The 17,129-nt window shown below is 61.9% G+C and carries 20 protein-coding genes; 18 read left to right on the top strand and 2 right to left on the bottom strand.

Annotated elements, in window-relative coordinates; all coding sequences use genetic code 11:
- Positions 1-88 precede the first annotated feature (88 nt).
- A complete protein-coding gene (locus tag E9677_RS08500) occupies positions 89-2,368 on the bottom strand; it encodes a methyl-accepting chemotaxis protein (RefSeq protein WP_136557664.1) in 2,280 nt (759 codons plus the stop codon).
- 162 nt (positions 2,369-2,530) lie between these two features.
- Positions 2,531-3,532 carry an LLM class flavin-dependent oxidoreductase gene (locus E9677_RS08495; protein WP_136557663.1) on the bottom strand — a complete coding sequence of 334 codons (1,002 nt, stop codon included), beginning with the start codon at positions 3,530-3,532 and terminating at the stop codon, positions 2,531-2,533.
- Positions 3,533-3,683: 151 nt separating this feature from the next.
- On the opposite strand from E9677_RS08495, the gene ruvC reads away from it, so the two are divergent.
- The 18 genes from ruvC (at position 3,684) to tilS (ending at position 17,034) form a co-directional block, all read left to right on the top strand.
- A complete protein-coding gene (ruvC, locus tag E9677_RS08490) occupies positions 3,684-4,196 on the top strand; it encodes a crossover junction endodeoxyribonuclease RuvC (protein WP_136557662.1) in 513 nt (170 codons plus the stop codon).
- 57 nt (positions 4,197-4,253) lie between these two features.
- Positions 4,254-4,505 carry an AbrB/MazE/SpoVT family DNA-binding domain-containing protein gene (locus E9677_RS08485; RefSeq protein WP_136557661.1) on the top strand — a complete coding sequence of 84 codons (252 nt, stop codon included), beginning with the start codon at positions 4,254-4,256 and terminating at the stop codon, positions 4,503-4,505.
- A gap of 3 nt (positions 4,506-4,508) precedes the next feature.
- On the top strand, positions 4,509-4,925 hold the full coding sequence (locus E9677_RS08480) for a type II toxin-antitoxin system VapC family toxin (RefSeq protein WP_136557660.1): 417 nt from the start codon (positions 4,509-4,511) through the stop codon (positions 4,923-4,925).
- A gap of 16 nt (positions 4,926-4,941) precedes the next feature.
- Complete coding sequence (gene ruvA / locus E9677_RS08475; protein WP_136557659.1) at positions 4,942-5,559, top strand: Holliday junction branch migration protein RuvA; 618 nt, start codon at positions 4,942-4,944, stop codon at positions 5,557-5,559.
- Positions 5,560-5,653: 94 nt separating this feature from the next.
- Positions 5,654-5,920, top strand: a complete 267-nt coding sequence (locus E9677_RS08470; protein WP_235882890.1) for an AbrB/MazE/SpoVT family DNA-binding domain-containing protein — start codon at positions 5,654-5,656, stop codon at positions 5,918-5,920.
- The gene (locus E9677_RS08465) at positions 5,917-6,321 is read left to right on the top strand and encodes a PIN domain-containing protein (protein WP_136557657.1); all 405 of its coding nucleotides are present in this window, start codon (positions 5,917-5,919) and stop codon (positions 6,319-6,321) included. Before E9677_RS08470 ends, E9677_RS08465 begins: the two co-directional genes overlap by 4 nt.
- Positions 6,318-7,358 (top strand): Holliday junction branch migration DNA helicase RuvB, encoded by a 1,041-nt coding sequence (gene ruvB, locus E9677_RS08460; RefSeq protein WP_136557656.1) that lies wholly within the window; start codon positions 6,318-6,320, stop codon positions 7,356-7,358. Before E9677_RS08465 ends, ruvB begins: the two co-directional genes overlap by 4 nt.
- A 4-nt stretch (positions 7,359-7,362) precedes the next feature.
- A complete protein-coding gene (locus E9677_RS08455) occupies positions 7,363-7,872 on the top strand; it encodes an NUDIX hydrolase (protein ID WP_136557655.1) in 510 nt (169 codons plus the stop codon).
- A complete protein-coding gene (locus E9677_RS08450; RefSeq protein ID WP_136557654.1) occupies positions 7,869-8,438 on the top strand; it encodes a DinB family protein in 570 nt (189 codons plus the stop codon). Before E9677_RS08455 ends, E9677_RS08450 begins: the two co-directional genes overlap by 4 nt.
- Before the next feature lie 267 nt (positions 8,439-8,705).
- Entirely contained in the window at positions 8,706-9,371 is a 666-nt protein-coding gene (locus E9677_RS08445; RefSeq protein ID WP_136557653.1) for a hypothetical protein, read from the top strand.
- 183 nt (positions 9,372-9,554) lie between these two features.
- A complete protein-coding gene (ybgC, locus tag E9677_RS08440) occupies positions 9,555-9,995 on the top strand; it encodes a tol-pal system-associated acyl-CoA thioesterase (protein WP_136557652.1) in 441 nt (146 codons plus the stop codon).
- Positions 9,996-10,240: 245 nt separating this feature from the next.
- Complete coding sequence (gene tolQ / locus E9677_RS08435; RefSeq protein ID WP_136557651.1) at positions 10,241-10,960, top strand: protein TolQ; 720 nt, start codon at positions 10,241-10,243, stop codon at positions 10,958-10,960.
- Between the two features lie 24 nt (positions 10,961-10,984).
- Positions 10,985-11,437 (top strand): protein TolR, encoded by a 453-nt coding sequence (tolR, locus tag E9677_RS08430; RefSeq protein WP_136557650.1) that lies wholly within the window; start codon positions 10,985-10,987, stop codon positions 11,435-11,437.
- A 10-nt stretch (positions 11,438-11,447) separates the two neighbouring features.
- Entirely contained in the window at positions 11,448-12,524 is a 1,077-nt protein-coding gene (locus tag E9677_RS08425; RefSeq protein ID WP_136557649.1) for a cell envelope integrity protein TolA, read from the top strand.
- A gap of 21 nt (positions 12,525-12,545) precedes the next feature.
- On the top strand, positions 12,546-13,850 hold the full coding sequence (tolB, locus tag E9677_RS08420; protein WP_136557648.1) for a Tol-Pal system beta propeller repeat protein TolB: 1,305 nt from the start codon (positions 12,546-12,548) through the stop codon (positions 13,848-13,850).
- Between the two features lie 165 nt (positions 13,851-14,015).
- Positions 14,016-14,555, top strand: a complete 540-nt coding sequence (gene pal, locus E9677_RS08415) for a peptidoglycan-associated lipoprotein Pal (protein WP_136557647.1) — start codon at positions 14,016-14,018, stop codon at positions 14,553-14,555.
- A 161-nt stretch (positions 14,556-14,716) separates the two neighbouring features.
- Positions 14,717-15,715 (top strand): tol-pal system protein YbgF, encoded by a 999-nt coding sequence (ybgF, locus tag E9677_RS08410; protein ID WP_136557646.1) that lies wholly within the window; start codon positions 14,717-14,719, stop codon positions 15,713-15,715.
- Entirely contained in the window at positions 15,715-17,034 is a 1,320-nt protein-coding gene (gene tilS, locus E9677_RS08405; RefSeq protein ID WP_136557645.1) for a tRNA lysidine(34) synthetase TilS, read from the top strand. Before ybgF ends, tilS begins: the two co-directional genes overlap by 1 nt.
- Positions 17,035-17,129 lie beyond the last annotated feature (95 nt).

Raw genomic sequence — 17,129 nt, 5'->3', positions numbered from 1 at the left:
GATACTTGGATCGCAGAGGAACAAAAGCAAAAGGCGCGGCTCCCGAAAAAACCGCGCCTCCCCTGCGTCTCGTTGTCGCCGTCGCGCCTCAGGCGGCGTGACGGGAAGCCGGCTGACGAACGGCACCCAGATTGAACTGCCCCAATTGCTGATCCATCTCCGCAGCCTCGCCTGCCAACCTGTGGATCGCGGCGGTGGTTTCCTCGACCATGGCCGCATTCTGCTGTGTCATGGCATCGAGCTGGTTCACTGAGGAATTGATGTCGACCAGGGTCTGCGCCTCCTCGCGAGTGGATTCCATGATCTCGCCAATATGGCTGTTAATCGACAGCACATGCGATCCGATGCCATCCAGCGCATTGCCGGCCTTTTCCACGAGCTTCACGCCCTGATCGACTTCGCCGCGTGACTTGGTGAGCAGGTTTGCGATTTCCTTGGCCGCATTCGACGAGCGCTGCGCGAGTTCCCGCACTTCCTGCGCGACCACGGCAAAGCCCTTTCCGCTTTCGCCGGCGCGGGCAGCCTCGACCCCGGCATTGAGAGCCAGCAGGTTGGTCTGGAAAGCGATCTCGTCGATGACCGACACGATCTTGTTGATCTCCTGCGAGGACCCCTGAATCGCCTCCATGGCGGCAATCGTGTCGCGCATGATCAGGCCGGACATCGCCGTATCGTCCTTGGCGGCCCGTGCGATACGTTCGGCCTCCTCGGCACGCGCAATCTGCGTTTTGACCGCACCGGTGATCTCCTGGATCGCGGTCGCAGCCTGCGAGATGGCGGCGGCCTGGCGTTCGGTCCGCTCGGCAAGCTGGTCGGCGCCAGCGCGCATCTCCTCGGATCCCTCGCGCACCGCCACCGAGTTTCCGCCGATACCGCCGAGCGTCGTGCTCAGCGTCTCGATCGCCTTGTTGAAATTGGAGCGCAGACCTTCCAGATCGACTGGGAAACTGCGTTCGATCCGGAAGGCGAGATCGCCGGCTGCCAGCCTGTCCAACCCATGGTCCAGCGTCTCGACGACCTCCTGCAGGGTCTTCGCCTCGCTGTCACGCTCGGCCATTCGCTGCCGGCGTTCCTCGTCGGCCCGCGCCCGCTCGTCGCGACGCTCGGCGGACAACCGCTGCTGCTCGATGAGGCCGAGCCGGAAGCGTTCCAGCGCCCGGGCCATGCTACCGATCTCGTCCCGCCGCTCCTGGTTTGCGACCGGCTGTTCGATTTCACCGTCGGCCACGGCACCGGTGAAGGCGACGAGGCGATCGAGGGGGGCGAACAGGCGCCGCGTGAAGATCCATGTTGCGACGGCGAGAACGAGGAGTGCGATCATCCCGGTCAGAAACAGCGTCGTCGCGATGCTGAGCGACCCGGCTTCCACCTCGGCCGTCGTCAGGCTCTCCGTCACGACGAAATCCTGCCCGGCGAAGGAGATCCGGCGCCCATAGACCACTGCAGGGCCTTCCGGGCGAACGCCGGATTGCACGGCGACACCATCACCTGAAATCGAGAAATCGGCTCGGACATCCATGAGCTTGCCGGCATCGTCAAGCGCGATTCCACGACCGGAACCCGACAGAATTGAGGCCTTCTGGCTGCTGCCTGCGATGATCCCCTTGGACAGGAGATTGGCGAAGACGTCAGGCTGAACCTGGAACATCAGGCTGCCCTTGTAGCCGCCGAGCTTGACGAAGGGTACGGCGAAATAGATGTCCGGCGCGCTCGCATCCCCACCCACGGCAAGGCCGGAGAAATTCACGCCGACCACGTCATCGACGGCATTTGCTGCGGCTTCAGCCGACTGCTGGTAGACGCGGCCGAGACCAGTCGCTGCCCAATCGCCTTCCTTCAGGTTCTCCCCGAAGACTGCACCTTTTCGGAAGGAATAGATGACATTGCCGTTCTGATCGGCAATCAGCATGTCGAGGAAGGCGGTGCCTGCCAGATAGGCGGCGACCTGCGCCTGCGTCGTCTCGTGGGTCGAATAGTAGAACCCGCTCGGGCCTTCAGGTTTGATCAGCTTTTCGCGCTCACCGACAGGGCGTGGGTTTTCGGAAACAAAGACACGCTGCAATTCGGCTTTCGCGTCCCCGCTGCTCTTGGTTATGGTGTTCCATCCACTCTTCAGACCGGTCATGGACTGCTGCAGGGTCTCGATCTTGGCAATCGAGGCGGCCTGGTTCTGGAGCGCCTCCAGCTTCTCGATCAAGAGGTCGCCGCGAAAGGTCAGCGTGCTGGTCATCGCCTTTTCCGTCTGCTCTCCGAAAAGCTTGCTGGAACCCCGATAGGCGAAGACATTCAGGAGTGCGACGGAGATGAACGTCAGGAGGAGAAAGACGGCAATGACTTTGAAGGAAAGCGAATGAATGCGAGCGGTCATGATTGTTGTCCCCTGAGCCGCCCCGAAACAGGCGGCTCCGCCAGATCTTCAGCCCACCGAAATGATTTCGGCAGACTTCCCCATTTTTATACGGGGACAATCACCCTCAGCGCTTAATTGCGGGTAAAGGATCGGGGGCGAAACCCCGCAATGGCAACGGTCTCAGGCCGCCTGTGAGATTCTCTGGGGAAGTCCCGCAAAGAGCTCCACGGAGCGGATACGCGCCTGCAAGTTATGGACCGGGGTCGAGACGATGATCTCGTCTGGCCTGACATCCGCGATGAAGCGCGAGAGCTTGTCCGCAGCCGTTTCAGGCGAGCCGACGATCGCATAGCGCAGCGTATGTTCGACACCGATGCGCTCCATCTCCGTCCAGAACCCTTCCATCGTCTCGACGGGACGCGGGAACGACCGGCGTATGTTGCGGCGCAGATTGACGAACTGCTGCTGCGCCGAGGTGAAGAGATGGGCCGCCTCTCGATCCGTCTCGGCAATGGCCGCCATTGTGCCGACCATCACATAGGGCTTCTGCAGACCGGCTGACGGCTGGAAGCGTTCCCGATAGATCTCGACCGCATCGAGCAACTGGTCGGGGGCGAAATGTGAAGCGAAGGCATAAGGCAGGCCCAGTGCTGCGGCGAGATGCGCGCTGTAGAGGCTCGATCCGAGCAGCCAGATCGGGACATGGCTGTTCATGCCGGGAACGGCGATTAGCCCGCCTTCATCATCCGGTTCACCCAACAGGCGCTGCAGTTCGAGAATGTCGTGCGGGAAACTCTCCGCGCCCGCTTCCATGTTGCGACGCAGGGCTCGGGCGGTGCGCATGTCCGTTCCCGGCGCACGGCCGAGGCCGAGCTCGACCCGCCCCGGATAAAGCGCTTCCAGCGTTCCGAACTGCTCTGCGATGACCAGTGGAGAGTGGTTCGGCAGCATGATGCCGCCGGAGCCCACCCGGATCGTCTGCGTCCCGGCCGCGACATGCGAAATGACAAGCGCCGTCGCAGCGCTCGCAATGCCCGGCATCCCATGGTGTTCGGCAAGCCAGAAACGGCGATACCCGTTCTTTTCCGCCACCTGAGCCAGACTGCGCGAGGCATCCAGAGCCTCCCGGACGGAATGTCCTTCGGCGACGGGAGAAAGATCGAGAATGGAATACGGTATCATGACAACGGCCCTGTTCGATATGTCTCTCTCATGTAGTCAGACCCGGTGGAGGTCCCAAGAGGTGACGATAATAAATTACAATCACTTTCTTTGTTTTCGGTTTGTTCACATTTGACTGGCACATCTGCCCGGAACTGCACTAGGGTTCCCTATGACTTCCACGATTCGCATCATCGGCATAGATCCCGGCCTCCGCCGCTGCGGTTGGGGCGTCATCGAGACATCAGGCAATTCGCTGCGTTTCGTCGCCTCGGGCACCGTGACCTCCGACGGAGACATGGATCTCGCATCCCGTCTCTGCCAGCTGCATGACGGCCTTTCGGAGGTCGTTCACGCCTACACACCGGACGAGGCAGCCGTAGAGCAGACCTTCGTCAACAAGGATGCGGTGGCCACCCTGAAGCTCGGCCAGGCCCGGGGCATCGCCATGCTGGTTCCTGCCCGCGCCGGACTGCCGGTGGCAGAATATGCGCCGAATGCAGTGAAAAAGGCCGTCATCGGCGTCGGCCATGGCGACAAGAAGCAAATCCACATGATGCTGAAGATCCTGATGCCGAAGGCCGAGTTCAAGGGCAACGACGCCGCCGACGCGCTCGCCATCGCCATCTGCCACGCCCACAATCGCGGCGGCGACCGCATGCGCAAGCTCCTCGCCTCCGCTTGATTTGTTCTTGACTTGTTCCGCCAGTAAGATTTATTCTTACATGATCGGAGGCGAGCCATGCGCGTAACATCAAAAGGTCAGGTAACCATTCCCCGCGATCTGCGTGAACTCATCGGCATAGAGCCGAATTCCGAAGTCGTGTTCACCGTCGAGGACGGCAGGCTGATGCTGACACCGAAAAACGGAACCCAAGCGCTGCAGGAGCAGAAGCGATTGGCCGGACTGATGGAGACCTTGGCGCGACTGGAAGGAACCGGGGACCCGGCCGTCGACGCCGACGCCCTGATGCAGATGACGCGGGATCGCTGAGCGATGGCAGTGCTGGTCGACACCAATGTGCTTGTCGATGTCGCCGTTCGCGATCCTCAATGGCTCGCGTGGTCACGTGGACAGTTGATGCGGCTCGCGAAAGACGAACCGCTCGTGATCAACCCAATCATCTATTCGGAATTCTCGGTGCGATACTCCGATCGCGATGAAGTCGAGCAGTTGCTGCCACAATCGGATTTCCACAGGGAGAACCTGCCTTGGGCGGCAGCCTTCGCCGCCGGCGTCGCCTTCCGCATCTACCGCCGTGCCGGCGGCGGACGCGAACGCGTGCTGCCGGACTTCCTCATCGGTGCCCATGCTGCCATCCGCAACCACAAGATCCTGACCCGGGATACGAAGGGCTACCGGACCTACTTTCCGGACGTGCCCATAATCTCACCCGAAACCCATCCCCTGTAACGCGACGGACGCTCCCATGATCGGCAAACTCAAAGGCACCATCGACGAGATCGGCGACGACTATGTCCTCGTCGACGTCCACGGCGTCTGCTACGTCGCCCACTGCTCCTCCCGCACGCTCGGCCGCATCGGCTCGGCCGGAGAAGCCGTCGTGCTGTTCATCGAGACCTATGTGCGCGAGGACCAGCTCAAACTCTTCGGCTTCATGAGCGCGCTTGAACGGGAATGGTTCAATCTCCTGCAGAGCGTCCAGGGCGTCGGTGCCAAGGTGGCTCTCGCGGTCCTCTCCACCCTGACCCCGTCGGAACTGGCCAATGCCATCGCGCTGCAGGACAAGGCCGCCATCTCCCGGGCACCCGGCGTCGGCCCCAAGGTCGCGCTTCGCATGGTCACTGAACTGAAGAACAAGGCCCCCGCCTTTGCTGGCGAGGCATCCGCCAATATCGGCCTCAAGCAGGAACTCGGCGAAGGCGTCGCATCAGCTCCAGTGGCCGACGCCGTCTCGGCGCTCACCAATCTTGGCTATTCCCGCGACCAGGCCGCCAATGCCATCGCAGCGGCCCTGAAGAACGGCGGCGAAGGGGCTGATAGCGCCAAGTTGATCAGGCTGGGGCTGAAGGAGCTGTCGCGGTGAAATCTCTGACAAATTTGATAGGCTCCGACATTTCGAATATAGTCAGAAAAATCGAAAAATGTGGGAGAGCTCGATGAAGGTCTGGGAAGTCACCATGTCGGCCAAGGGTCAGATCACCATCCCCAAAGAGATGCGCGAGCTTTTGAAGCTGAGCCCTGGCGATCAGATGGTGTACAGCGTCGTCGACGGGGAGATCGTCATTACGCCGAAGAACATCGATCTGAAGGATCTCGCAGGCTTCCTTGGCACACCACCCAACGGGCGTGCGACGCTGGAAGAAATTGACGAAGCGGTGCTGCGGACGGCAGGCGAAAACGCACTATCCACCGGAGGCGACGATCCATCGGACATCGCGGCATGACTCTCGTCGGCTTAGACACCAACATCGTCATCCGACTTCTGACCAATGATGACCCTGACCAACGACGTTCAGCCCTGCGTTTTGCAGAGGGGCTCGGCAAGAACTACCTGGCCTTTCTCCCACTCATCTGCATACTGGAACTGGACTGGGCGCTGCGCTCGCAACTGGGTTACACTAGACGAGACGCATCAGCGGCCATAGGCAAGCTCCTCCAGGTCAGGGGACTGACCGTTGAAAGCCACGATCTGGTGGTCAAGGCGCTGCGGCATGTCGAACAGAAGAATGCCGACTTCGCCGATGCCTTGATTGCAGCCCGATCATTGCAAGAAGGCTGCGCCTCAGTAATGACCTTCGACAAACGCGCCGCCTCCCGCGTGCCCGGCATGGAACTTCTCGCATGACCACTGACAACCCGATCCTCACGCCGGAAAAGCGCGGCGAAGACCTCGACGCAGCACTCCGCCCGCAGACGCTTGACGACTTCACCGGTCAGGCGGAAGCTCGCGCCAACCTGAAGATCTTCATCGAGGCGGCGAAGAACCGCGGCGAGGCGCTGGATCACGTCCTCTTCGTCGGCCCCCCGGGCCTCGGCAAGACGACGCTTGCCCAGATCATGGCGAAGGAGCTCGGCGTCAATTTCCGCTCGACCTCTGGCCCTGTCATCGCCAAGGCCGGCGACCTAGCGGCCCTTCTCACCAATCTAGAGGAGCGCGACGTGCTCTTCATCGACGAAATCCATCGCCTGAGCCCCGCCGTCGAGGAAATCCTCTATCCGGCCATGGAAGACTTCCAGCTCGACCTGATCATCGGCGAGGGCCCGGCCGCCCGCTCGGTGAAGATCGACCTGTCGAAGTTCACCCTGGTTGCCGCCACCACCCGGCTCGGCCTGCTGACGACGCCGCTCCGCGACCGCTTCGGCATTCCGGTGCGCCTGAATTTCTATACCGTCGAGGAACTGGAATCGATCGTCCGCCGTGGCGCCCGCCTGCTCAACCTGCCGATGACGGAAGACGGCGCCCGCGAAGTCGCCCGCCGGGCACGCGGCACGCCCCGCATCGCTGGCCGCCTGCTCCGCCGTGTCCGCGACTTCGCCGAGGTCGCCCGCGCAGAATCCGTCACCCGCCAGATCGCCGACGAAGCCCTGACGCGTCTGAACGTCGACAATATGGGCCTCGACCAGCTCGACATGCGCTACCTCTCGATGATCGCCGTGAATTTCGGCGGCGGTCCGGTCGGCATCGAAACCATCGCTGCCGGGCTGTCGGAGCCGCGCGACGCGATCGAAGACATCATCGAGCCCTACATGATCCAGCAGGGCTTCATCCAGCGCACCCCCCGCGGTCGTGTTTTGACCGCAAATGCTTGGAAACACTTAGGAATGCAGCCACCGAAGGACCTCGAGGCCGCGCAATTCCGGCTGACGCTCGAGGATGAGTGAAACCGTGTCCAAGCGCACCCTGATCACCATCAAGGACGGCAAGCGGCGCTTCAACCACCGCATCGCCGGCCTTGCCTTCTGCGACGGCCACGTGCTCGTTCACCGAGCCACCCACGAGACCTTCTGGACCTTTCCCGGTGGCCGAGCAGAGATAGGCGAGACTTCGACGGAAACGCTTGTGCGCGAGATGCAGGAGGAACTGGGCGTCGAGGCGACTGTCCACGAACTCCTCTGGATCGTCGAGAACTTCTTCGACTATGAGGGCAAGGCCTGGCACGAGCTCGGCCTCTATTACCGGATGGAGATCCCGGAGCATTTCCCCTTCCATGCGAGTGACATCATCCACCGCAATGAGGACGGCAAGAACTCTCTGGAATTTAAATGGGTGCCGGCGACCCGCGAGGCCCTGACCAACCTCGATATCCCACCCTATTTCATCGCCGACGAGATCGAGAGCCTGCCAGCCTCACCGAGGCACGTGGTCTGGCACGATGGAAACCTGGACAGGCCATGACCAACGCCATCAGGTTCAACCGCAAGCTCGCCTACGCCAACATGCTGGCCAATGACCGGCTGCACGAGGCGGTCTCGATGCTAGAAGCGGGAGAGTTCGAGGCGGCACGGACGAGCTTCTTTCCCTCGCTGGTGGCGACGCTCAATCACATCCTGATCATCGACTGGTTCTACATCGACGCGCTCGAAGGCGGCGACCTCGGTGCGAAGGCCTGGGAAAACGAGATCCCTTTTCCGGACCCTGTCGACCTCCGCGCAGCGCAAATCGCGTCGGACCGGCGCCTTCTCGCGTTTTGCCTGGCCCTTGGCGACGAAGACCTCGACCGCCCGGTTCACATCCACCGAACAGGCCGCATCCAGGTGGAGCGCTGCGATGATGTGCTCTCGCATCTCTTCCAGCACCAGACCCATCATCGCGGTCAGGCACATGCCATGCTGGCCGGCACCAGCGTGAAACCACCGCAGATCGACGAGTTCATTGTTGCGGATGACGCGGCAAGCAGGGCGGATGTCCTTCAACGGCTCGGGATCACCGAAGCACAGGTCATGAATCAGGATCAGTCCTGACGATCGGTCACCCGCATCGGCGGAACTGGCATATCAGGCAATCCGCATATCACAATACGGCCACAAGCCAGCCCCTTTTCCGTCCATAAGCGCCAGTATTGAGGCGATGGGCGCAAGGTTAGTGCGGCACCTGGTGCCCTTGCAGTGAGTACAATCTTGTCTTTTCAGTCAACGAACGCCAGGCGTCCGCGGAAATACATCCGCACGCCTGTACAACTTAACAGAAGGAGGAAGTGGGGGCCTCATACAAGCTGAAGGATTCCCGAAATGGGTCTCATGTATCTCATCGACACTTTGCGCCTCGATCCCGTCGCGTCCATCAAGACGGGCTTGCGCATTATTCACTTCGTCGGGCTCGCGCTCGGCCTGGGGGCGGCGACAGTCCTCGACCTCATGATCCTAAAGTTTTTCCTCAAAGGAAAGGTGACGACCGATCAGTGGAATATTTTCCATTTCGGCTCACGGATCGTCAATGCAGGCTTGATCCTCCTCTGGATCACAGGGCTCGGTTTCCTGGCCTACTACAGTGCCTTCGACCCCATCCGGCTCGGCAATGAAAAGGTCTGGGCGAAGATGACCATCGTCCTCATCCTGACGATCAACGGCGTCTTCCTGCATATGGCTGTGCTTCCAAGGGTAAAGGCACAGATCGGACGCTCTCTTCTGGATGGCATGTCCACCGGTCAGCGCAGCCTCTTCTTTGCGTCGGGCGCGCTGTCCGCCACGTCCTGGTATGTGCCCCTACTGCTCGGCGCCATGCCTCAACTCAACTTCGTCGTGCCGATGACGACGATCCTTCAGGCCTATGCACTTCTTCTTGCTCTGGCGCTGCTGACCACGCAATTCGTCATTCTCGCCCTTCGCGACGCTGACGGCACAGATGCACCGACGATCCGGCAAGGCCGGACTGACCCTGTCATGGGTACGGCCTGACATAAGCTATGGGTCGGAAGGCCATTCCCGCGGATCGGCCTTCCGACCCATCTCCACTGTTCAGACCCAAGATCACAGCCCCCCGGGGGGCTGGGTTTGCGAAACCCCAGTGGTTTCTGCTATTCGCCTGACAAGGAACATACGGCTTGCCACGACCACCTCCACGCCAGAGCAGGGACCTTGATGACTTCGATTGAAATCCCAATCTCGGGCGAGATCACCGAGCGTGTGCATCGGCTGACTCAGCGCGTCTACTACGAAGACACAGACTTCTCGGGCGCCGTCTATCACGCCCGCTACCTACACTTCATGGAACGCGCGCGCACAGACTATTTCCGCTGCCTCGGCATCGTACAGTCGGCGGTCTTCGACGGCCCGGACGGCGGGCTCGCCTTCATGGTTCATCGGATGGAGATCGACTTCAAGTCCCCTGCCCGGATGGACGATCTCGTCACGGTCATCACCCGTACGCAGATGGCTCATGGCGCAAAGGTGATCGTCGATCAGGAGATCCGGCGCGACGAGCAATTGCTGGTCGCAGCCAGGGTCGCCATTGCCGTCATCAATCGCAACAGCCGCCCCCGCCGCCTGCCCGCAGAGCTGGTAAAGCTGCTTCTCGGCTGATTGACCAGAGCGTCAGACGCCCGCTTGGTAACGCCTTTTTAACCTTAATCGGCTCTTACTCCGAGCTTGGAAGTTTGTGCAGCGCACGCCTTCCTTTGACCAAATTTTCATCCCAGAAGCACTCTGGGAGCTAAGGCGGGAAAAGGGTTTCGGCGGCTGCGACCGCACAAGTTTTCCACCAGTAAAGCTCATATCGCCGCCCGGTCCAACCCACCGGGCGTTTGGATTTCGGGGAATTGACGGCGATGGAACAAGTTGGAATGGCAGCAGCGACCCATGATGTGAGCCTCTGGGGCCTCTTCATGCAGGCGGGCTTCATCGTCAAGCTCGTCATGATCGGCCTGATGGGCGCCTCCGTATGGACCTGGGCCATCGTCATCGACAAATACCTGAGCTATGCCCGCGCCCGCCGCCAGTTCGATCAGTTCGAACAGGTCTTCTGGTCGGGTCAGTCGCTGGAAGAACTTTACCGCACGCTCGCCGAGCGCAACAACACCGGCCTTGCTTCGATCTTCGTCGCAGCCATGCGCGAATGGAAGAAGAGCTTCGAACGCGGCGCACGCTCGCCGATCGGCCTTCAGATGCGTATCGACCGCGCCATGGACGTAACTATGGCCCGCGAAACCGAAACGCTCGAATCGCGCCTGTCTTCCTTGGCGACCATCGGTTCTGCCGGTCCTTTCATCGGTCTCTTCGGTACCGTCGTCGGTATCATGACCTCCTTCCAGGCGATCGCCGGCTCCAACAATGCGAGCCTCGCGGTCGTTGCCCCCGGTATCGCCGAAGCATTGCTGGCAACGGCCATGGGTCTGGTCGCCGCTATTCCCGCCGTCATCGCCTACAACAAGTTTTCGGGCGAGGCCGGCAAGCTCGGCGCGCGCATGGAAGGCTTTGCGGACGAATTTTCGGCCATCCTGTCGCGTCAGATCGACGAGAAGCTGCAGCCTCGCCAGGCCGCCCAGTAAAGCTCGGGGAGCAGGAGACGCATCATGGGTATGTCGGTCGGATCGGGGAGCAAGGGTGGCGGACGCCGCGGACGTCGCGGTGGCAAGAAGGCTCTCGTCAGCGATATCAACGTGACACCCTTTGTCGACGTCGTGCTCGTGCTCCTGATCATCTTCATGGTCGCCGCCCCGATGATGACCGTCGGCGTGCCGATCGACCTGCCGCAAACCCAGGCCGGAGCGATGACCAGCGAAAACCAGCCGATCACCGTCTCGGTCAACCCGGAAGGCGAGATCTACCTGCAGGAAACGGCCATCCCGATCGAGGAAGTCGTTCCCAAGCTGCAGGCGATCGCCACCACCGGCTACAGCGAACGTATCTTCGTGCGTGCAGATACTGCCGCCAGCTATGGCGTCGTCATGCAGGTCATGGCGCGGATTTCGTCGGCAGGCTTCACCAATATCGGTCTTGTGACCTTGCAGGAACAGCAGAATTGATCGGACGGACATGAAGGGCAGCCTCTTCACATCCTCGTTTCTGCACACACTGGCGCTCTCAGCAGCGCTGGTGAGCCTCGGCTCGCCCGAAAAGCTCGAAATCGCTCCGATGGAGACCATGCCGGTCAATATCGTACCGATCGAGGAGTTCACCCAGATCCAGCAGGGTTCCAAGACGGCGCCCATGGCAGAGCAGTCGGCACCCGTCCCGACGGCAAAGCCGCCGATCGCCGAACCCGCAGAGAACATCGGTGACAACCAGGTAGACCTGAAATCACCGCCGACGCCCTCGCAGCGCCCGGTCGAACAGGAAGTCGCCGCCGCACCGAAAAAGGTCGAGAGCCCCGCTCCCACGCCGGATCCGAAGCCCAATGAGGTGACGGAAGTCGTCCAGGAAGACACCGCTCCTCCGCCGGAACCCGAGAGCAAGCCGGCAGAAGCCGCGCCGGCCGAAGCCAAGCCCGCTGAGCCTACACCGGCGGAAACTGTCGTTGCCGAGGAAATTCCGCTGCCAGAGAAGGCGCCGGTGCCGCCCTCCCGTCCTCAGCCTGAAATCGCAAAGCCGGCCGAGAAAAAGCCGGAGCCGAAGGCGACCGCCAAGGCCGATGCCAAGAAGGACACCAAGGTTCAGGAGACGGCCAAGTCACAGCCGCAGATGGAAAGCGATTTCAACGCCGACGAAGTGGCTGCCCTCCTCAACAAGACGGATGCGGCTGGCGGTGGTGCAAAGCGCTCGACCGCTCCCGAAGCACTCGGGGGCAGCACCAATACCGGCGGCTCGAAGCTGAGCCAGAGCGAACTGGATGCGCTGCGCGGTGTCATCCAGCAGAACTGGCTTATCACGCCTGGCATGGCGGACGCGGCCGATGTTCGTGTTCGCGTTACCTTCCGCCTCGACCAGAGCGGCGAATTGATCGGCGACCCCGAGGCGACCGCAACCGGCGGCTCTCCTTCGGCGCAGCAGGTCCTGATGAGCGGCGCCGTGCGCGCCGTGCGCAAGTCCGCCCCCTTCACCAATCTTCCCCCGGACAAATATGACGCATGGTCTGAAGTTGTCGTCAACTTCGACCCCAGCGAATTGATGTAAGAGCTGAAAGGCTTGGTTAGAATGAAAAATCTACTCCTCCGACTTCTGCTGGTCTGTGCCGGCCTCGCAGGTGCCTTCATTGCGCCCGCAAACGCCGCCGTCGAGATCAACATCAACCGCGGCAACGTCCAGCCCCTGCCGATCGCCATCACCGACTTTATATCGGCCGATGGCATCGGCGCTCAGATCTCCGCCGTGGTCGAAGCCGATCTGAAGCGCTCTGGCCTTTTTGCGCCAGTCAGCCGTGCCGCCTTCATCGAAAACATCCAGAACCCCGACCAGCCGCCGCGCTTCGAGGACTGGAAGGTCCTCAAGGCCGAAGCCCTTGTCGTCGGCCGCATCGTTCGTGAGCCAGATGGCCGCCTGCGCGCGGAATTCCGCCTCTGGGATACCTTCGGCGGCCAGCAGATGATGGGCCAGCAGTTCTTCACCGATCCGAAGAACTGGCGCCGCGTCGCCCATATGATCGCAGATGCCATCTATGAGCGCATCACCGGCGAGAAGGGCTATTTCGACACCCGTATCGTCTTCGTCTCCGAAAGCGGCCCGAAGATCGACCGCAAGCGTCAGCTCGCGATCATGGACCAGGATGGCGAAAACATCCGCATGCTGACCAACAGCAACGACATCGTTCTGACGCCCCGCTTCTCGCCGAGCCGTCAGGAAATCACCTACATGTCCTTCGAGGGCCAGCAACCCCGGGTCTTCCTGCTGCAGCTGGAAACGGGATCCCGCGAAGTGGTCGGCAATTTCCCCGGCATGACCTTTGCGCCACGATTCTCGCCGGATGGCCAGCGGGTCATCATGAGCCTGCAGCAGGACGGCAATGCCAATATCTACACGATGGACCTTCGCTCGCGAACGACGACGCGTCTGACTTCGACGGCGGCGATCGACACCTCACCGTCCTATTCGCCCGACGGCAGCCAGATTGTCTTCGAAAGTGACCGCGGCGGCCGCCAGCAGCTGTATGTCATGGGTGCCGACGGCTCCGGCCAGCGCCGCATCTCCTTCGGCGACGGCTCCTACTCGACGCCGGTCTGGTCGCCGCGTGGCGACCTGATCGCCTTCACCAAGCAGTCGGGCGGGAAGTTCTCGATCGGCGTGATGAAGACCGACGGCTCGGGCGAACGCATCCTGACCACCGGCTTCCACAACGAGGGGCCGACCTGGGCACCCAACGGTCGCGTGCTGATGTTCTTCCGCCAGAACTCCGGGGCCGGCGGTCCGCAGCTCTATTCGATCGATCTCTCGGGTTACAACGAGCAGCAGGTCAAGACCCCGACCTTCGCCTCCGACCCGGCCTGGTCGCCACTTATGGACTGACGACGGAAAAGAGGCGCAATTGCGCCTCTTTCTCGCCGTAAACCGCCTGCATTCGCCCAGTTCGATCCGTGATTTGACAGTTTGTTAACCATGATTGTTGGAGGCCGGTTAACCGCGATTGGTTAAGGTCCGGCAACCCTAACAGAGAATTCAAGGAGACCGGCGATGAGCCGCATTCATTCCCCGGCCAAGAGCCGTCTGCAGAAAATGGCAACAAACCCGGCTATGGTCGCGTTTGCCGTGGCTCTGGCCCTCGCAGGCTGCGCCAACAAGAAGAACCTGCCGAATAGCGCCGGTGAACTCGGCCTCGGCGCCGGTGGCGCGGGTGCTGCCACCCCGGGTTCGGCCCAGGACTTCACCGTCAATGTCGGCGACCGCATCTTCTTCGACACCGACTCGACTTCGATCCGCGCCGACGCTGCCCAGACGCTCGACCGTCAGGCCCAGTGGCTGCAGCGTTATCCGAACTACGCGATCACCATCGAAGGCCATGCCGACGAACGTGGTACGCGCGAATACAACCTGGCGCTCGGCGCCCGTCGTGCAGCCGCCACCCGCGACTACCTCGCTCAGCGCGGTGTCCCGGCTCAGCGCCTGAAGACCATTTCCTACGGCAAGGAACGTCCGGTCGCCGTCTGCGACGACATTTCCTGCTGGTCGCAGAACCGCCGCGCCGTCACCCTTCTCGGTGGCGCCGGCATGTGATCCGGTCCATCCGGCAATCACCAGCTCGTGAAGGCGGCCTCCGGGCCGCCTTTTACTTTTCTCCATACTTTGGCCGAACTTGGTTGCTTTTTGCAGGCAATTGGGAAAACTCCTGTCGGCGCTGGTTCGGCGCAATTCGTCGCGAATACAGGAAAAGGAATATGAACAAACTTGTGATGGCCGCTCTGCTAACGACGGCCTCGCTGACGGGACTGCATGGCAGCGCAAACGCGTTCCAGCTGTTTCCGAATGTGCAGCTAGGCCAGAAAGCTGCGCCCGAGCAATCACCCAAGGCCGAGGTCCATCTGGCCCAGGCCACGGATCCGACTGTGCGCGTCCAGCAACTCGAGGAAGAGATCCGCGCCCTGAACGGCCGGATCGAGGAAATGAGCTTCCAGCTTCTGCAGATGCAGGAAACCATCCGCAAGCAGCAGGAAGACAACGAGTTCCGCTTCCAGGATCTTGAGAAGAAGAGTGGCTCGCTGACACGTCCTGTGACCGGTGGCGAGCAGCAGGACTCGGTCGCCGAGATCATCACCGAAACCCCGGACGTCGGCGCAACCGCCGACGCTTCCGGCCTGGGAGGGACGTCAGGTGCGGCACCCGGCGAGCAGACCCTCGGGTCCATCGCACTCGACGACAGCGGCCTGCCTGTCACCGCGACCCTCAATGAGGATGCCTTGGGCAATGGATCGAGCGCCCTGCCCGGCGTCGATACCGGCGTGACGGCGCCCTCGGCAACCCCGCCAGCCGCACCCCAGCAGACCGCGTCGTTGAATTCCGAAAGTGACGTCTACCAAGTCGCCTATGCGCATGTGCTTTCCGGCGACTACTCTCTGGCCGAGAGCGAGTTCCGCGACTTTATCGCGGCCTATCCGAGCAGCGCGAAGATCGCCGACGCGCATTTTTGGCTGGGCGAAGCGCTCTACTCCCAGGGCAATTTCAACGAGTCGGCCAAGACCTTCCTCAATGCCCACCAGACCTTCAACACGTCTCCCAAGGCACCCGAGATGCTGCTGAAGCTCGGCATGTCGCTCGCTGCCCTCGAGAATACCGAGACCGCCTGCGCCACCCTGCGCGAAGTCTCCAAGCGTTACCCCAAGGCTTCCCGCGCCGTCGTCTCCAAGGTCGCGAGCGAGCAAAAGCGCCTCAGCTGCTGATGGCCGCCCCGGTCGCGGCAGGCACTCGCCCGCCCGAACTTTCGCCCGAAGCGGCGATCAACCATTTTCTCCACACACTCCGCCGCCCGACCCGTCTCCTGATCGCCATTTCCGGCGGCAGTGACTCGACGGGATTGCTCGTCACGCTGGTCAAGGTTCTCCGCGAGAGCCGCCTTCCGCACACGCTTGCCGCAGCCACCATCGATCACGGATTGCGGCCCGCTTCTGCCGGCGAAGCCCGCGAGGTCACCACACTTTGCCAACATCTCGGCATTCCGCATCGCATCCTGCAATGGACCGGCGAAAAGCCCGAATCGGGCCTGTCCGCTGCTGCCCGCCTCGCACGTTACCGATTGCTGTCGGACGCGGCGGCATCCATGGGGGCAGACGCCGTCGTCACGGGACACACATTGGACGACCAGATCGAGACGGTTGCCATGCGCGCGGGCCGATCGGCAGGCGACGCCCTCGGCCTGGCAGGCATGGCCCCGGCCACGCTGTATGCCGGTCACATCTGGATCCTCCGCCCCTTCCTGCATACGCGCCGCAACGCGATCCGCGACCATCTTCGCGCCCTGCGCATCGACTGGATCGACGACCCCAGCAACGACGATCCGCGCTACGAACGGGTTCGGATCCGCCAATCCTCTCCGGCCAACGATCCCGGGATGATCGAACGAGCCGGACAGCGCCGCGCAACGCTGTCGGCAGCCGCCGCCGCCTGGCTTGTCGAACACATGGAAACCAGACCAGGGCCTGTCGCAATCATTTCACTGTCAGACGGAGGGCCCAACCCGAACGAGATACGGGACCATGCACTCGCCACCCTCGTCGCCATCCTCGGGGGCAAGCCTCACCGCCCCGCAGCGGCGAGCCTCACCCGGCTCTCGGCAGCACTGGACCAAGGCTTCGATTTCCGCCTCACCCTATCGAGTACCCTGGCGCTTCGCCGCAGGAGCCAGCTCTTTCTGTTGAGGGAAAGGCGCGGTCTTTTGCCGCTGTCGCTCGCCCCGCATCGCACCGGCATCTGGGATGGACGTTACGCGATCGTGAACAAAAGCGGCGTTGAGATCACCGTCATGCCCGGCCCTGCGCGCGAGATCGGCGCTGATCTGCCGGGAATTGCCCGAGGGGCGCTGGCCGGCAGCACACCGCAAGTGACTGCTCAGCATGGATTTTCCGTCCCCGAGCGAGACCTTGTGACCATCACGCCCCGCCTCTCGCTTTATGCCGATTTCCTACCGCTTTTCGACGTCCCGCTCGCCGACACCATTGCCACGCTGTTGGGAGCGGAACCGGCCCCACCGCCCCTTGTTTAAGACTTATTGACAGAAAACCGTCCAAGGCCGTCCGTTTGCCTTGGCAAGGATGCGGCGCGATCCTATGTTACAAGTTAATTCTGCGGAACTGTGTT

The organism is Peteryoungia rhizophila (genome assembly GCF_004912145.1).
Taxonomy (GTDB): Bacteria; Pseudomonadota; Alphaproteobacteria; order Rhizobiales; family Rhizobiaceae; genus Allorhizobium; species Allorhizobium rhizophilum.
This window is presented reverse-complemented; position numbering and strand designations above follow the sequence as displayed.